The sequence below is a fragment of the Pseudomonas sp. CROZ-RG-20F-R04-15 genome (genome assembly GCF_022662375.1).
GTDB lineage: Bacteria > Pseudomonadota > Gammaproteobacteria > Pseudomonadales > Pseudomonadaceae > Aquipseudomonas.
Genome location: NZ_JAKNQL010000004.1, coordinates 138112 through 154127, shown reverse-complemented (window position 1 = coordinate 154127; position 16016 = coordinate 138112). Strand labels below are relative to the sequence as shown.

At 58.9% G+C, this 16016-nt stretch carries 10 protein-coding genes; 4 read left to right on the top strand and 6 right to left on the bottom strand.

All coding sequences use genetic code 11. The annotated features are described in order from the left end of the window. Positions 1-179 precede the first annotated feature (179 nt). From leuA to L8H52_RS08455, 4 genes are all read right to left on the bottom strand, one after another. Positions 180-1859: a 2-isopropylmalate synthase gene (leuA, locus tag L8H52_RS08470; protein WP_008082522.1), complete on the bottom strand. Its 1680-nt coding sequence runs from the start codon at positions 1857-1859 to the stop codon at positions 180-182. 463 nt (positions 1860-2322) lie between these two features. Further along, positions 2323-3144 carry a M23 family metallopeptidase gene (locus L8H52_RS08465; RefSeq protein WP_127929658.1) on the bottom strand — a complete coding sequence of 274 codons (822 nt, stop codon included), beginning with the start codon at positions 3142-3144 and terminating at the stop codon, positions 2323-2325. Positions 3145-3147: 3 nt separating this feature from the next. Beyond that, positions 3148-4527: an exodeoxyribonuclease VII large subunit gene (gene xseA, locus L8H52_RS08460; RefSeq protein WP_242206755.1), complete on the bottom strand. Its 1380-nt coding sequence runs from the start codon at positions 4525-4527 to the stop codon at positions 3148-3150. A 131-nt stretch (positions 4528-4658) separates the two neighbouring features. Further along, positions 4659-5546, bottom strand: coding sequence for a LysR family transcriptional regulator (locus tag L8H52_RS08455; RefSeq protein ID WP_242206754.1), 888 nt, complete (start codon positions 5544-5546; stop codon positions 4659-4661). A gap of 100 nt (positions 5547-5646) precedes the next feature. Between L8H52_RS08455 and L8H52_RS08450 the strand changes: the two genes are divergently transcribed. The 4 genes from L8H52_RS08450 (at position 5647) to guaA (ending at position 10362) form a co-directional block, all read left to right on the top strand. Further along, a complete protein-coding gene (locus L8H52_RS08450) occupies positions 5647-6414 on the top strand; it encodes a sulfite exporter TauE/SafE family protein (protein WP_242206753.1) in 768 nt (255 codons plus the stop codon). 136 nt (positions 6415-6550) lie between these two features. Beyond that, positions 6551-7099: a sugar ABC transporter ATPase gene (locus L8H52_RS08445; RefSeq protein WP_242206752.1), complete on the top strand. Its 549-nt coding sequence runs from the start codon at positions 6551-6553 to the stop codon at positions 7097-7099. 116 nt (positions 7100-7215) lie between these two features. Continuing rightward, positions 7216-8685, top strand: a complete 1470-nt coding sequence (gene guaB, locus L8H52_RS08440) for an IMP dehydrogenase (protein ID WP_242206751.1) — start codon at positions 7216-7218, stop codon at positions 8683-8685. 99 nt (positions 8686-8784) lie between these two features. Beyond that, positions 8785-10362, top strand: a complete 1578-nt coding sequence (guaA, locus tag L8H52_RS08435; RefSeq protein WP_242206750.1) for a glutamine-hydrolyzing GMP synthase — start codon at positions 8785-8787, stop codon at positions 10360-10362. Positions 10363-10498: 136 nt separating this feature from the next. Here the strand turns inward: guaA and L8H52_RS08430 are convergent, their stop codons facing one another. Continuing rightward, positions 10499-12571 (bottom strand): TerD family protein, encoded by a 2073-nt coding sequence (locus tag L8H52_RS08430; RefSeq protein WP_242206749.1) that lies wholly within the window; start codon positions 12569-12571, stop codon positions 10499-10501. A gap of 248 nt (positions 12572-12819) precedes the next feature. Continuing rightward, positions 12820-15915 carry a membrane-targeted effector domain-containing toxin gene (locus tag L8H52_RS08425; protein ID WP_242206748.1) on the bottom strand — a complete coding sequence of 1032 codons (3096 nt, stop codon included), beginning with the start codon at positions 15913-15915 and terminating at the stop codon, positions 12820-12822. Positions 15916-16016 lie beyond the last annotated feature (101 nt).

Sequence of the window (16016 nt, the reverse complement as noted above, 5' to 3'; positions counted from 1 at the left end):
CTCGCAGCGCCTGTAACTGATCGTTCCCACGCTCTGCGTGGGAATGCAGCCCGTGACGCTCCGCGTCACTGGACGCAGAGCGTCCCTTGAGGCATTCCCACGCAGAGCGTGGGAACGATCGCAGGCAAAAAAAGGCCCCGGAGTTCGCACGCCGGGGCCTTTTGCATTTCAGCGAAGGCTTACGCCGCTTTCGCCTCAGGCTGGCTCAGCGAGCGGTTCAGCGCGCTGAACAGAGCCTTGAAGCTGGCCGTGGTGATGTTTTCATCGATGCCCACGCCGTGCACCGCACGTTCGCCGTTCACACGCAGTTCGATGTAAGCCGCCGCTTTGGCGTTGGTACCGGCACCGATCGCGTGTTCGTTGTAGTCCATGATCTCCACCGGAACTGGCAGGCCGGCGACCAGTGCTTCCAGCGCACCGTTGCCCTTGCCGCGCCAGTGCAGATTGGTTTCGCCCTGACCCTTGCTCGCCACTTCCACTTCAACATTGCTGTTGCCGTTTTCTTCCTGCAGGCGATGACTGACCAGCGCGTACGGGGTGTTGGCTTGCAGGTATTCGCTGATCAACAGCGAGTGGATCTGCTTGGCGGTCATCTCCAGGCCCAGACGATCGGTTTCACGCTGCACGACCTGGCTGAATTCGATCTGCATGCGACGTGGCAGGCTGATGCCGTATTCCTGCTCCAGCAAGTAAGCGATACCGCCCTTGCCCGACTGGCTGTTGACGCGAATCACCGCCTCGTAGCTGCGGCCAATGTCGGCCGGGTCGATCGGCAAGTACGGTACTTCCCACAGTGCATCGGGTTTCTGCTGGGAGAAACCTTTGCGGATCGCATCCTGGTGCGAGCCGGAGAACGCGGTGTGCACCAAGTCGCCAACGTACGGGTGACGTGGGTGAACCTGAATCTGGTTGCACTCCTCGACCACTTTGCGCACGCCGTCGATGTCGGAGAAGTCCAGCTGCGGGTCAAGACCCTGGGTGTACATGTTCAGCGCGACGGTGACGAGGTCGACGTTGCCGGTACGCTCGCCGTTGCCGAAGAGGCAGCCTTCGACGCGATCGGCGCCGGCCATCAGGCCCAACTCGGTGGCCGCGACGCCAGTGCCACGGTCGTTGTGGGTGTGCAGGCTGATGATCACGCTGTCACGACGGTTGATGTTGCGACCGAACCACTCGATCTGGTCGGCGTAGATGTTCGGGGTCGCGCACTCAACGGTAGCCGGCAGGTTGAGGATCATCTTGTGCTCAGGCGTCGGGTTCCACACCTCGATCACCGCGTCACAGACTTCCTTGGCGAATTCCAGCTCAGTGGCGCTGAAGGTTTCCGGCGAGTATTCGAAGGTCCACTCAGTGTCCGGCTGCATCGCCGCGTATTTGACGAACAGCTTGGCCGCGTTGACGGCGATGGCCTTGATGCCGTCCTTGTCCTGGTTGAAGACAATGCGACGGAAAGAAGGCGAAGTGGCGTTGTACAGGTGAACGATGGCTTTCTTCGCCCCGCGCAGGGATTCGAAAGTGCGCTCGATCAAGTCTTCACGGCCCTGGGTCAGCACCTGAATGGTGGTGTCGTCCGGGATGTGGCCTTCTTCGATCAGGGTACGCACGAAGTCGAAGTCGGTTTGCGAAGCGGCCGGGAATGACGCTTCGATTTCCTTCACGCCGACTTGCACCAGGGTTTTCCAGAAGCGCAGCTTCTTCACCGCATCCATCGGCTCGATCAGCGACTGGTTGCCGTCACGCAGGTCGGAGCTGCACCAGATCGGCGCGGTGTCGATGGTTTTCGATGGCCAGGTGCGATCCGGCAGGTTGATGACGGGAAACGCGCGGTATTTCGAAGACGGATCTTTGAGCATGCTCATCGGGAAATTCCTTATTGTCTGGGCCGAAAAGAGGCGGCCTGCCGGTGGAACGAATGTTCTTGGAAAAGCGTGGGACGAGGTGCCGCGATTCAGCCTGGCAGTCGTGCACTGACGAGGCACAGGCTGCGGTGCTGGCGAAGCTGAATGAGGGTGTGAGAGGTTTTCATGCCTTCAACCCTAACCGCGAGGGGAGAGGATGGCAAGCAGTCGAAAAAAATTGAGAGGAATACTCGGAAAGCGGGTTTTTGCGGGATTTTATTGCGCTGGAGATCGCTGATCGTTGTGATATTTGCGCGAGGTTTGATTGGGGCGCAATTGAGGTTTTTAGGAATTCATGGAGTATTGCTGTGTTGTATAGGCCGCCTTCGCGAGCAAGCTCGCTCCCACATTGGATTGTGTTCACAACACAAATCCCTGTGGGAGCGAGCTTGCTCGCGAAGGGGCCATCAGCTCATCGACTGTCTTAAGGCTGAAACGCACCAATGAAAATCGCCGGATCCACCCGCGCATCATTCAGGCTGACATTCCAGTGCATGTGCGGGCCGGTCGCGCGGCCGGTCATGCCAACCTTGCCGACCACTGCGCCACGCGCCAATTGATCGCCGACCTTCACATCAATCTTCGACATATGGCAGAACATGCTGATAAAGCCCTGCCCATGGTCGACAAACACTGTGTTGCCATTAAAGAAGTAATTACCGGTGAGAATCACTTTGCCTGCCGCCGGAGTCTTGATCGGCGTGCCTGCCGGCACTGCAAAGTCGAGGCCCGCATGCGGATTGCGCTCTTCACCGTTAAAGAAGCGACGCACACCAAATTTGCTCGACAGCGGCCCGTTGACCGGTTTGTCCAGCAGCAGATTGCTCGGCGTGTTCGGGCTGAAGCTGCGGTAAGCCTTGATCTGCTCGGCCAGTTCGCCCTCGATGCGCTTGAGGTTCGACTGATCCGGATTGACCTGTTGCTTGTTCTTCAGAGTGATGCGCTGTTCCGGGTATTTCTTGTTGCCCACGGTGAACGGCAGGTTGCGCCCGCCACTGCTGATCTGCTGCGCGCCAGGCTTCACCGTCAGCGGCACACCGACAATCGCCAGCCAGTTGTTCTGCTCTTTGACCACCAGCACTGGTTTGCCTTGGTACGTGGCTTTCGGCGCCTGTGCGGCCGCGCCCAGATCAACCACCGCGACGCCGCCCGGCACCGGTTTGTTCAGCAGTCGGGTGATGTAACTGTCGGCGTGGGCATTAAAGGTCAGACACAGAAGAAACAATGGAGCGAGAAAACGCGGCATGGATCAGTCCAGTAAAGAGAGGGTGACAGGCGTCAGATGATTGTCTTCGACGCGCACTTGCAGTTCGCCTTCGCCGAGTTTGGCCTTCAGGCGCTGGCCAGTGTGGGTCTGCGCGGCGTTGCGGATCGCATGGCCGCGCTCATCGAGCAGAATGCTGTAACCACGGCCGAGCGTTGCCAACGGGCTGACCACATGCAGTGTCTGCATCTGGCTGTGCAATTGCAGGCGACGGTTTTTCAGACCTTCGCGCATGGCGCGGGGCAGGCGTTCGGCGAGGCTGTCGAGACGCTGACGCAGCATCGCCAGTTGCCGTCCCGGATGTTGCCCGGCGAGGCGGGTTTCGAGGCGGATCAAGCGTTCGCGGCGAGTATTGAGGTGACGCTCGAACGCTCGGCGCATGCGCATGTCCAGATCATCCAGACGCTGTGCCTGTTGGCGCAGACGTTCACCGGGATGGCGCAGGCGACGGGCCATGCCTTCCAGGCGCAGGCGATCACGCATCAAACGGTCGCGCATGCGCATCACCAAGCGGCGATGCAGGCTTTCGACCTGACGGATCAAATGACTGGAATCCGGGGCGAGCAATTCAGCGGCGGCGGAAGGTGTGGGGGCGCGGACGTCGGCGACAAAGTCGCTGATCGATACATCGGTTTCATGGCCGACAGCGCTGACAATCGGTGTCACACAGGCATCAACGGCGCGGGCCACGGCTTCTTCGTTGAAGCACCAGAGGTCTTCCAGCGAACCGCCGCCACGGGCGAGGATCAGTGCGTCGAAACCACGCGCATCGGCCATTTTCAGCGCGCGGACGATTTGCGCGGTGGCTTCGCGGCCCTGCACGGCTGTCGGAATCAACGTCAGTTGCACCTGCGGCGCACGGCGGCGGAACACGCTGATAATGTCGCGAATCACTGCGCCGGTTGGCGAACTGATGATGCCGATGCGCTGCGGATGCGCTGGCAGCGGTACTTTGCGTTCGGCGCTGAACAGGCCTTCGGCGTTGAGTTTCTCTTTCAGCGCATCGAAAGCCAGACGCAGCGCGCCGTCACCGGCAGGCTCAACGGTGTCGAGAATCAGTTGATAGTCGCCACGGCCTTCGAACAGCGAAACCTTGCCGCGCACCTTCACCGCCAGGCCATCCTTCAACGCCTGACGCACCCGCGCGGCGTTCTGCCGGAACAATGCGCAACGCACCTGCGCGCCGCTGTCCTTGAGGGTGAAATAGATGTGCCCGGACGCCGGACGGGCGAGGTTGGAGATTTCGCCTTCGACCCAGATGTTGCTGAACACGTCTTCAAGCAACACCCGCGCGCGGCCGTTGAGCTGGCTGACGGTCAGGACTTCACGGTCCAGGCCAAGTCTTGCAAAGGGATCTTTAATCATGGGGCGCAGTTTAAAGGCATTTGGCTGCCAATCACCATCGATCTCCTGTAGGAGTGAGCCTGCTCGCGATAGCGGAGTGTCAGTCGCAGAATAGGTTGAATGTTCAACCGCTATCGCGAGCAGGCTCACTCCTACAAGGGATTTGTAAAAGTCTGAAGGAAGTGTTGGATCAGTGGAGTGGGGTTCTTGCGATAGGCGAGGGCGACGGTGCTTTGGCAATCGGGGTCGGCCAGCGGTACAAAACGCACGCCGGGCGGGGCGATGTCCTGCATCGATTCCGGCAGCAGGGCGATGCCGAAGCCGGCTTGAATCAATTGTAACTGTGTCGTTTTGCGCGACATTACTCGCGCCGCTTGCGGGAAAAAGCCCTGACGCATGCACAGATCTGCACACAGATAACTCAAACCGCCGCGTTGCGGATGCGGGATCGAGATAAACGCTTCGTCCTTCAGTTGTGCCAGATCGACACGCTCAGCGTCGGCCAAGCGATGATTCATCGGTACCGCCAGCAGCAACCGTTCAGTAAACAGCGGCACAATCTTAATGCCTTCGCGCTGGCGCAAAATTGGCAGGCGCAGCAGGCCGATATCGAGGCGTCCTTCGGCCAATTCTTCCAGTTGCGCTTCGGAAGACAACTGGCCGATGTCCAGCGACACACCGGGTTGCTGCTGCAGATAAGCGCCGATGTCACTGAGCAAACGGCCGCTGATCGACACGGTGCTGGAGTGGCTGAGGCGCAATGTGCCAAGTTGGCCATTGCCGACTTCGGTGGCCATGGCGCTGGCCTTGCTCAGCTCGTTAAGCAGATTTCTAGCCCGTGGCAGAAACGCTTCGCCTGCTGCGGTAAGTCTGGGCTGGCGTGCGGTGCGTTCGAACAATGAGGTTTGCAGGCGTGCTTCCATGTCCTTGATCTGCCGGCTCAGCGCCGATTGCGCGATAAACAGGCGCTCGGCCGCTGCACTGAAACTTCCACATTCGGCGATTTCCACGAAGTAGCGCAATTGACGAGTCGAAAGCACGAGCAATGCCTTTTTGAGATGGATTGGTGGCTTTGAAGATATTAGTCGCAACACTCGGCGCTGGCTAAAGTCATTGCAGGCTTATTAAGGAAGCGAATCGATGAGCGTGGCGGAGTTGTTGAGTGAGTGGACATGGGGCGCCGGCGGCTGGGCGGTGATTGGACTGGGGATCGCCCTGGCCTATATCGTTTTCGGCATTGCCGGATTTGGCACGGCGCTGGTGGCCGGGCCGATTCTGATTGTGTTCATGCCGTTGTCGAAAATCGTGCCGTTACTGGTGCTGCTGGACTTTGTCGCAGCGTTCGGCAATCTGCTGCCGTCGCGGCGGGATGTGGCCAAACCGGAATTGTTACGGCTGCTGCCGTGCATGGCGGTGGGTTGCACATTGGGGGTGATTTTCCTGCTCAACCTCAAATCCGATCTGTTGCTGTTGTTGATGGGGCTGTTTATCAGCGCTTACGCGGTTTACAGCCTGTGGGTGAAAGCGCGGCCGGCGCAATTGTCGGCCGCGTGGGCCGTGCCGATGGGGACTGTCGGTGGATTGTTCGGGGCTCTGTTCGGCAGTGGCGGCTTTTTATATGCGATTTATCTCAACAGCCGCTTGCCGAAAGAGGCCGCCAGGGCCACGCAAAGTGCGCTGATCAGTTGCAGTACGGTGGTGCGTTTGAGCCTGTTTGCCATCGCCGGTGTGTATGCCGAGCTACCCTTGTTGATGTTGGCGCTGTGTCTGTTGCCGGCCATGGCGCTGGGGTTGTGGATCGGGCGGCGGTTGACCATGACGTTGTCGCGCGAGGCATTTGTACGGCTGGTAACGTGGCTGGTGCTGGCGAGCGGGATTGCGTTGATCGGGCGCTATCTCAGCACTTGACCGGATTTCGTCAGGGATTAAGCTGCCGGCCTTTAGGGCCTCTTCGCGAGCAGGCTCGCTCCCACAGAGAACTGAATTCCAATGTGGGAGCGAGCCTGCTCGCGAAGGCGTCAGAAGCCATACCGCAGGACTTTCCATGAATTCGCAAAGCATCATCGTCCCGAAAATATCCACCCTGCCGGTCCACGAACCCCGGGCCCGGGCGATCGTGCGCTGGCTGGTGCGCAAGAACATCATCAAGGAAGAGCTGAGTACCTGTGGCCGCACCGGCAACCGCATGGCTTACGCGATTGCCGATGGCGCGCGTGCCGTGGTCCTGCACCCGCAGGCTTTGCCGTTCGGTGAGCCGATCAACGGCTTGGAGATCGTCACCAAGCGCTGCATCTACACGCCGGCCAAGGGCTTTCTCGAAGAGGCCGGTTGTGCCGAGTGTCGTCGCGAGATCGGCGAAGCGCTGTTCGAAAGCCTTGAAGAATGGTTCCCAGGCCGCACCGACAACTTCACCTGCCCGGAATGCGGTCACGAAGACGACATCAACGGTTTTCTGTTTTTGCAGGAATGTGCGTTTTCCAACCTCGGTTTCATCTTCAACAACTGGCTGGAAGCGGGCTTCAAGCAAAGTTTTATCGATGAGTTCGCCGATTGGCTCGATCAACCTGTCTCTTGGGTCAAGGTGGAGCTGTAACGGCGGGGATTCCCGTACATCAGCAACATTGATATTAAGCTGAGTTTTACATTGAACAGCAGGGGGTGTCTGACTATAATGGCGCGCTTCCATTTTCCCGCTCGGGAGCCCCCGCGATGCTGCGTATCAGCCAAGAAGCTCTGACATTCGACGACATTCTCCTAGTGCCCGGTTATTCCGAGGTACTTCCTAACGAAGTCAGTCTCAAGACCCGCCTTACCCGTGGCATCGAGCTGAACATTCCTCTGGTTTCTGCCGCCATGGACACCGTTACTGAAGCCCGTCTGGCAATCGCCATGGCTCAGGAAGGTGGCATCGGCATTATCCACAAGAACATGACCATCGAGCAGCAAGCTGCCGAAGTGCGCAAGGTCAAGAAGTTCGAAGCCGGCGTCGTCAAGGATCCGATCACCATCGAGGCTGATGCCACGGTACGTGACCTGTTCGAATTGACCCGCATGCACAACATTTCCGGCGTTCCGGTTCTGCACGATGGCGACCTGGTCGGCATCGTCACTTCCCGTGACGTGCGTTTCGAAAGCCGTCTGGAAGCGACTGTCCGTGAAGTGATGACGCCCAAAGAGCGTCTGGTCACGATCAAGGAAGGCGCGAGCAAGGACGAAGCACGCGAACTGCTGCACAAGCACCGCATCGAGCGCGTGCTGATCGTTGACGACAAATTCGCCCTCAAAGGCATGATGACCGTCAACGATATCGAAAAAGCCAAAGCCTACCCGCTGGCCAGCAAGGACGATCAAGGTCGTCTGCGCGTTGGCGCTGCTGTCGGTACCGGTAAAGACACCGGTGACCGCGTAGCTGCGCTGGTCGCTGCTGGCGTTGACGTGGTGGTAGTCGACACCGCACACGGTCACTCCAAAGGCGTGATCGACCGCGTTCGCTGGGTCAAAGAGAATTTCCCTGAAGTGCAGGTGATCGGCGGCAACATCGCCACCGGCGCCGCTGCCAAGGCTCTGGCCGAAGCTGGCGCCGACGCAGTCAAGGTCGGTATCGGCCCTGGCTCGATCTGCACCACTCGTATCGTCGCCGGTGTCGGCGTCCCGCAAATCAGTGCCATCGCCAACGTTGCTGCTGCCCTTGAAGGCACTGGCGTACCGTTGATCGCCGACGGCGGCATCCGTTTCTCCGGTGACCTGTCCAAGGCCATCGTAGCCGGTGCTTCCTGCGTGATGATGGGTTCGATGTTCGCCGGTACTGAAGAAGCACCGGGCGAGATCGAACTGTTCCAGGGCCGTTCGTACAAGGCGTATCGCGGCATGGGTTCGCTGGGCGCCATGTCCCAGGCACAAGGTTCTTCCGACCGTTACTTCCAGGACTCTTCGGCAGGCGCCGAGAAACTCGTTCCGGAAGGCATCGAAGGCCGTGTGCCTTACAAAGGCACCCTGAGCGCGATCATTCACCAGTTGATGGGCGGTCTGCGTTCCTCGATGGGCTACACCGGTAGCGCCAACATCGAAGAAATGCGCACCAAGCCTGAGTTCGTGCGGATCACCGGCGCCGGCATGGCCGAATCCCACGTTCACGACGTGCAGATCACCAAAGAAGCGCCAAACTACCGCGTAGGTTGAGCCTTCAAGCAATAAAGTAAGCAACCGGGGCTGTTTGATTCAGCCCCGAGTTGTTTCTGAATCACGACTGTTTCTGAACGACTTAGACGAGACTGAATCATGGCCCTCGATATTCACGCTCACCGCATCCTGATCCTCGACTTCGGTTCGCAATACACCCAACTGATCGCCCGCCGTGTGCGCGAGATCGGTGTGTACTGCGAACTGCACCCGTTCGACATGGACGAAGATGCGATCCGCGAATTCGCTCCTAAAGGCGTCATCCTCGCCGGCGGCCCCGAGTCCGTGCACGTCGCCGACAGCCCGCGCTGCCCGCAGGCAGTGTTCGATCTGGACGTACCGGTTTTCGGTATCTGCTACGGCATGCAGACCATGGCCGAGCAACTGGGCGGCAAGGTGGAAGGTTCCGAACTGCGTGAGTTCGGTTACGCCCGCGTTGACGTAGTCGGCAAGAGCCGCCTGCTCGACGGCATCGAAGACCACATCGACGCCGACGGCCTGTTCGGCCTCGACGTCTGGATGAGCCACGGTGACAAAGTCACCAAAATGCCGGAAGACTTCCACATCCTCGCCAGCACCCCGAGCTGCCCGATCGCCGGTATGTTCAACGACGACCGTGGCTACTACGGCGTGCAGTTCCACCCGGAAGTGACCCACACCAAACAGGGCGGTCGCATTCTGTCGCGCTTCGTCCTCGACATCTGCGGCTGTGAAGCCCTGTGGACCCCGTCGAAGATCGCTGAAGACGCCATCGCCAACATCCGCGCACGAGTCGGCACCGACAACGTGCTGCTGGGCCTGTCCGGCGGCGTTGACTCCTCGGTGGTTGCCGCACTGCTGCACAAGGCCATCGGCGACCAACTGACCTGTGTCTTCGTCGACAACGGTCTGCTGCGTCTGCACGAAGGCGAGCAAGTGATGGCCATGTTCGCCGAGAACATGGGCGTCAAAGTGATCCGCGCCAACGCTGAAGAGCAGTTCCTGAACAACCTGGCCGGCGAAGCCGATCCAGAGAAGAAGCGCAAAATCATCGGTCGCACCTTCATCGACGTATTCGATGCCCAGTCGAACAAACTGGACAACATCAAGTACCTCGCTCAGGGCACCATCTACCCGGACGTAATCGAGTCGGCTGGCGCGAAAAGCGGCAAGGCCCACGTGATCAAGTCGCACCACAACGTGGGCGGCCTGCCGGAAGAGATGAACCTGAAACTGGTCGAGCCACTGCGCGAACTGTTCAAGGACGAAGTCCGTCGTCTGGGCCTGGAACTCGGCCTGCCGTACGACATGGTCTACCGTCACCCGTTCCCGGGCCCGGGCCTGGGCGTGCGTATCCTCGGTGAAGTGAAAAAGGAATACGCCGACCTGCTGCGTCGCGCTGACCACATCTTCATCGAAGAACTGCGCAAAGCCGACTGGTACCACAAGGTCAGCCAGGCATTCGTCGTGTTCCAGCCGGTGAAATCGGTTGGCGTGGTTGGCGATGGCCGTCGTTACGCCTGGGTTGTTGCCCTGCGTGCCGTAGAAACCATCGACTTCATGACCGCACGTTGGGCACACCTGCCTTACGAACTGCTGGAAACCGTATCCGGCCGCATCATCAATGAAATCGAAGGTATTTCGCGCGTCACTTACGACGTGTCGAGCAAGCCGCCGGCGACGATTGAGTGGGAGTGATCCTGCTAGTTGTTTCGTAGTGAATAAAAAAGGCGCTTAGGCGCCTTTTTTGTTGGGTGGGTTATCTGGCTAGAGCAATTAATTTCAAGCCTGACCGGGTTGCAGCGCCAGATTCACAGGCGAGCTGGCGCAGGTATCAGAGAAACTGTGATCGAATCAAATCCGTATCGAACGGCGTAACCCCTTGATCAGGCGCAAACACTGCTTGTGCCTGCTGCAGCGAAGCCACTCGCTCCCCTCGCGCTCGAACATGTAAGTCGAACAGAGTCTCCAGATCCGGCCGTGGTGTATCTATCAAAGCCCGCAGCATCAGTGATATCCCGCTGAGGTTGTTCCCGACATTATTCCACCGTGGAGATGAGGCCAGCCCCAGGTCGGCCCAAATTATGCGCCGTTCCTGCAAGTCCATTACGAATGGCAAACAAATAACTGTGTCGGATGCAATATCGATGCGGTCGAACACGGATCGCGGCTCGAATATTTCACCCGACGCCGTGTCGGCGCGGGCCATCCAGCCAGCGAAGCATTCTGGAAGATCGCAGTAAGGCTGCTCGGTGAATGAGTTGATAGACGTGACGACGTAGCGGATTCCCTTTTCGACCAGAACATCAAGGTCGAGGTCGATGAACTCCGAAGCCCCGTCGGGCGCATCGACGATGTCGCCGCTGTGGTAGCCGCCGTAACCTTTCAGGTTGTAGTACGCAACCGTTTCTCTGAACACGAAGTTTGCATCGAAAAATGCGGCGGACAAGTCGATGTCAGTACGTGCACGACCGTTCTTCCACCACAGGAACAGACGAATGAAACGTGTGTCAGGCATGGGCAATCGACTGCCTCGGACCAGCGTGCGTAGCGACTTCGATGAAGCGCGCTGCGCCAGTGGCACCCGGTATTCGCGTAATGCTGGATCGATGAAACAGCGCCCTAGTGGCGGCAGTGACGCGAAACGCTGCACGAGCGCGTTTTCGCAGATACGGGCTGCACGCGCCAACACTTCAGGTGCGAGAGGCTCTCGCCGATCCTTGATTCCATAGACTTTGGCGAACGAACCTTTCGGTGTGAAGGCCCGCAGGGGCAGGAGGCGCGGTGCACGTAACTGGGCCAGCAACTGCAGCAGGACAGGCGAGGACACTTGTGCCGCGACAGCCTCGAATGCGTCGAGTACAGCGTCTGCTTCTGTCGAGCGGCGCAGGGTCACGTCAAACCGTCGTGCGAACTCACCAGGACGGCTTTGCAGTATTGGCACAAGCGTGGCGATGTCACGCTGGGCCAACAATGTTTCCACGCGTGAATTAAATGTGGCGGGCGGTTCGTTTCGACGCGCTGCCGTGATGGCGGCCAAAGCATGTGGATATTTATCGGCGTAGTCGCCCGGATGCAGTACTTCAGCCAAACGTTTCCAGCGCTCCGCATGACGCATTACGTCTTCGGCAGCGTTGGGTATTTTATCGAGCAGGTGCAAAAACAGACGGCGCATCGAGCGCTTTATCGGTTTGAAACGTGTCGAAGCGGTTGCCAGCGACACGTCACCTCCGCTCAGGGCGACAGCCAGTCGTAGTACGTCAGTCGCTGTTTCGACATTCCGCTCCAGGAATGTGTCTACCCGTTTGTCGCCAGCGACATGCAGGATCAGTGCGCCGCCAACCTGTGCACGGATCTCCCGGAACGGGATGGTCTCGGGCAGCAGGTGGAACACATCGCTTTTGTAGTTTCGGATAAACCAGGCAACATCGGCCGCTTCCTCTTCAGAGAGCGAAGTGCGCGATGACACCAGAGGCTCGAGCAGTGACTCGAATTCTTGAACACTTCCCGGCTCAATTACGCGGGAGATGAAGTTACCTTCGAGCATCGCAGGTCGAGAGCTTTCAGTCAGTGGTATGCGCGAAAGCGTGAGGTAGTGCAAGACGGCGTTAAGGTACAGCTCCGCCTCCGAGGCCGTCAGAACCTGCTCTGGAAAGTCAGGATAAAACGGTCGGTGGTGCACATGAGCGCCAGTCTGCCGTCGAAGCACTCCGACAACATCGCGCAGCCAGTACTTGAGCTCTGCCGCTGACAACCTGCCGATTTGCTCGATCAGAGGCTCTGATAGTACGCATCGGAATGCAGCGATTTCCCGGACAACCGACGCGACTTGAGCACGCGTGGCACCTCCATTGCCCATCGGGACGTGAACCTTGGTACGGCGACGCAGGAACAGCTCCTGATTCATGCTTGATTTTCTCCTTTGGTCGCCGTCACGGACGAGCTGCAGCATCGTGTCTACAGCAGATGTAAAAACGCCTGCAGGAAGCAGGCGCGGTGTGGAGAGCGAAACCCCTAGGTCATAGGAGGTTTAGAAGGAAGGTGTTCCATAGCCACGGCGGCATTCTACGTAACGTTGCGCTTTTTTGTCAGGTCGCTGCATATCTCAACGGTTACAAGCTGCTTCAGCAGAACAATGGGTACTACCGGCCGGGCTCAATCAGGAATTCGGCTTTGCAGGATCAGCCCTGTCTCCACCAGCCGTTGGGACATCTCTCGCAGGCTGGCAAATCCGACGTCGTTCACGCGCTGCCAGGCGGGTCGGTGGAGGGAGAAACTGCCGTCGCTCAAGCGAGTGATCGCAGTGCGCTGAAGCATGCCTTGCTTGCTGCGATGGATCAGGGTGCAGGCGTCGCCGGTTTTCTTGAACAGATACATACCGCGCCGATGCAGCAGGTTTTCCAGCGTCACTTCATTCCAGTTCACCTCGGGTGCCTGGACTTTCAAGCGCAAGTCGGCGCGAAGCAGATCCAGATTGCCTGGTCTGGCGGCACTGCCGGGAGAGCTGCCGCGTGGTATTTCAATGCCCGGATCGACATCCACACCCAGTTCTTCATCGACTGCGACTTCATCAATACGCAGGCCGATGCCTCTCTTCAATTCACTGACGCCCGCCAGCCCTCTGAAGGTGTTGGTGTTTTGAGCATCCGTTACTACGATCCATTTTTCCGGACTGTTGAGGTAAGCATCCCCGGTCATGATGTCGTTGGTCAGGTAGGTGCCTATCATCTGCTCGTCGACGGAGGGTAGCGGTGTCTTCATTTTGTAGCTCGCCGCGCAGTCGATGGCCTGAAGCCGAACACCGTGGCTTCTGGCGACCTTGACCAGTTCAAGCGGGTTGAAACGCCCGCCCGGGTCCGTGCCTAGGCTGCTCAAGTAGGTCTGCAAATCCGCAGACATATCGCCGCTCGTGAAGTAGCGGTTCAGTTCCACTTGAGCGAAGTCACTGAGCAGGCCACGCATGTAGAGAGTTTTCGCATGGCGGGCCAGCGCCGGCATGGTTTCAATCAGAAAACGCAGAGTGGCGATGCGGTCGAGGGTTGCTCCCACCACCAGTCCGGAAGCATTTTCGAAAATACCGTCGATGAGCTCGGTCATTGGCATCAGGCGACTGATCCCGGGGATCGACGGACGCGCAGGCTGGGTAATCCACGGTAGATTCTTGAAAAAGCTTATGGCTGAGTGCTGCAGCAGTTGGCGTTTGCCGACCGCATACAGCTCGAACGGGTCCTCGATGCCAAGACCGCCAGCACCGTCGTTTTGCATTTGGGCATGGGTTTCATCCAGGTTCAGCGCCCAGCCCTTTATCGAGCGGCGCACAGTCGGATCGATATCGTAGGCGCTGCGCACAGCGCGTGGCGGTCGCGATGTCGACGGTTGCGGATCTGCCAGGGATTGCATGGGCGTCTCGGGTGTCTCGGGCGTTGCGGGCTCAAAGGTGTCGAGCTCGATATCGGGGGCGCATTGCTTGCCCATGCATTGACCGCCGCCCTTGAGTCCCAGCGTCGGCATCCGCTCCCATTCACCGGCGCCATTGAGGCGAATCGGCAAGGAGTGGACAAGCTGGTTGGGCCTTTGCGGATCAACGATTGCCCAGTCGCCAGCGCCATTCGAGTCAGCGAAATAACGCACATAGTACGGATTGTCGTTCATCAGAATGGCATAGGGCGGATCAGTCTCGAGTCGGTAAATACCCTGGTATTTACCGGACTCCTCGCCGAGTGGGGTGCCATCGAGCAATTCGTTGCACTGATAACGTTCAGGCACCGGTGGCGGTGCAGCCTCTTGCGCTGGAACCAGCACCGTTTCATCAAGGTTCGGCACGGTAATGTCGACATCGTCCGGCACCATGATCTGCGTCGGGTTTTCAGCCTCGACGGAGGAGTTCAGGAATTCGCTGTACTCGGCCATTTCAGCGGCCTCGGCCGCATCGACCTCAGCGCCCGCTTCCAGCATCGGCCCGGTGCCGATGAGCAATGGAAGGTTGAACAGCAGATTGATGCCATTCAGTACCGCACCCAGTACACCGGCCTTGCGCTCGGCCCTGGTTTTGCCGTTTTGCGCCTGATCGATATTCAGGCCCATGTTCGCGAGGGTGGCACCAATCACCGGCAGCGCCAGCGGCCAGCCGACAGTGGCCATCGGCCCAAACACCTTGAGGCCCGCACTCAGGTAGCCGATCCACAGTTTTTTGCGCAGATCGCCATTCGATGTCAGCGACAACTGGGCTTCTGCGAACATCGCCTGGCGGGTCGAGTCACGCAGCCAACTGAATGCATCATCGGTCAGCAGCAGGTTTGTGCGGTTGATCAGGTGATGGTCGGCCCGGCCCCAGGTGCCGACCAGCCGATTCATCAGGTCGGTCACGTTCTCGGTCATCTGCTGACGGTCGGCGAGTGCAAAGTGCTCCATGAAGGCCGCGCGGCGGTTCGCATCGTTCATTTGCTCAAGCACCCACCAATGCAGGTCTGCCGCCGTATCCCTGATCACGAACGCCTCGGTTTCACTGGGCAGATAGATGATCTGTCGGCCACCGGGATCGACGATGCGCAGCAGCTGCGTGGCGACATGGCCGTCAATGTCGAAGGCGTATACATCCCCCGTCGGCGTGTGACTCGCTTGCAGCATGCTCAGGGTTACTGGCCAGCTGACAGGCCCCACTACCGAGTCCAGCAGCCATTGAAAGTCACTGCCGCTGAGTTGCCCAAGGTCCCGCGCCTGCACCGCGCGGCTGAGGAAGTTGCACTTGGCCAAGGTGCGGAAATCGTCGGCGTGGCTGTTCCAGAAGTCCGTCAGAGTGGCGCTGTAATGACCACTGAAGTCGAGGCTCCAGAACGCTTTCAAGACCTCATTGCCGTGCAGGCGCACTTCATTTTTTTCGTCGAAATCATCGCCCTGTGGGCCTTCGGTATAGAAGCCGCCGTACAGATCGAGAAGATCGGCGTTGTCCTGGTCGGTGGCACGAAAACGATGAATCACCAGTTGTGTCAGCGTCGTTGATTCGTAGGGTTTTTCGCGGATGTGCTCCCACCCGGTAAACGAGCGGGTGCTGCTCTGGGCCGTTTTGAAACGATGGAAATACACCTGATCCGGATCAAGGCTCGACAAGCCTTTTGCTTCGAGCAGATCACGCGCAGCTTCACGTGCGGCATCCTGCAAGCCGGGGCAGTTTTGCACGACAGTAAAGGCGATCCGCTTGAGAGCTGCTTTGTCTGCCGGGTTCGGCAGAGGAGGTTGCTGGGCTGCGTTCATGCTTTCTCCATCCTTGAGAAAATGAGGGCCGAGCATGGCCTGTTCACTCAAGGGGAGTGCACTACATATGTACCGCACATTGTCGTTCGAAACGTGCGGGG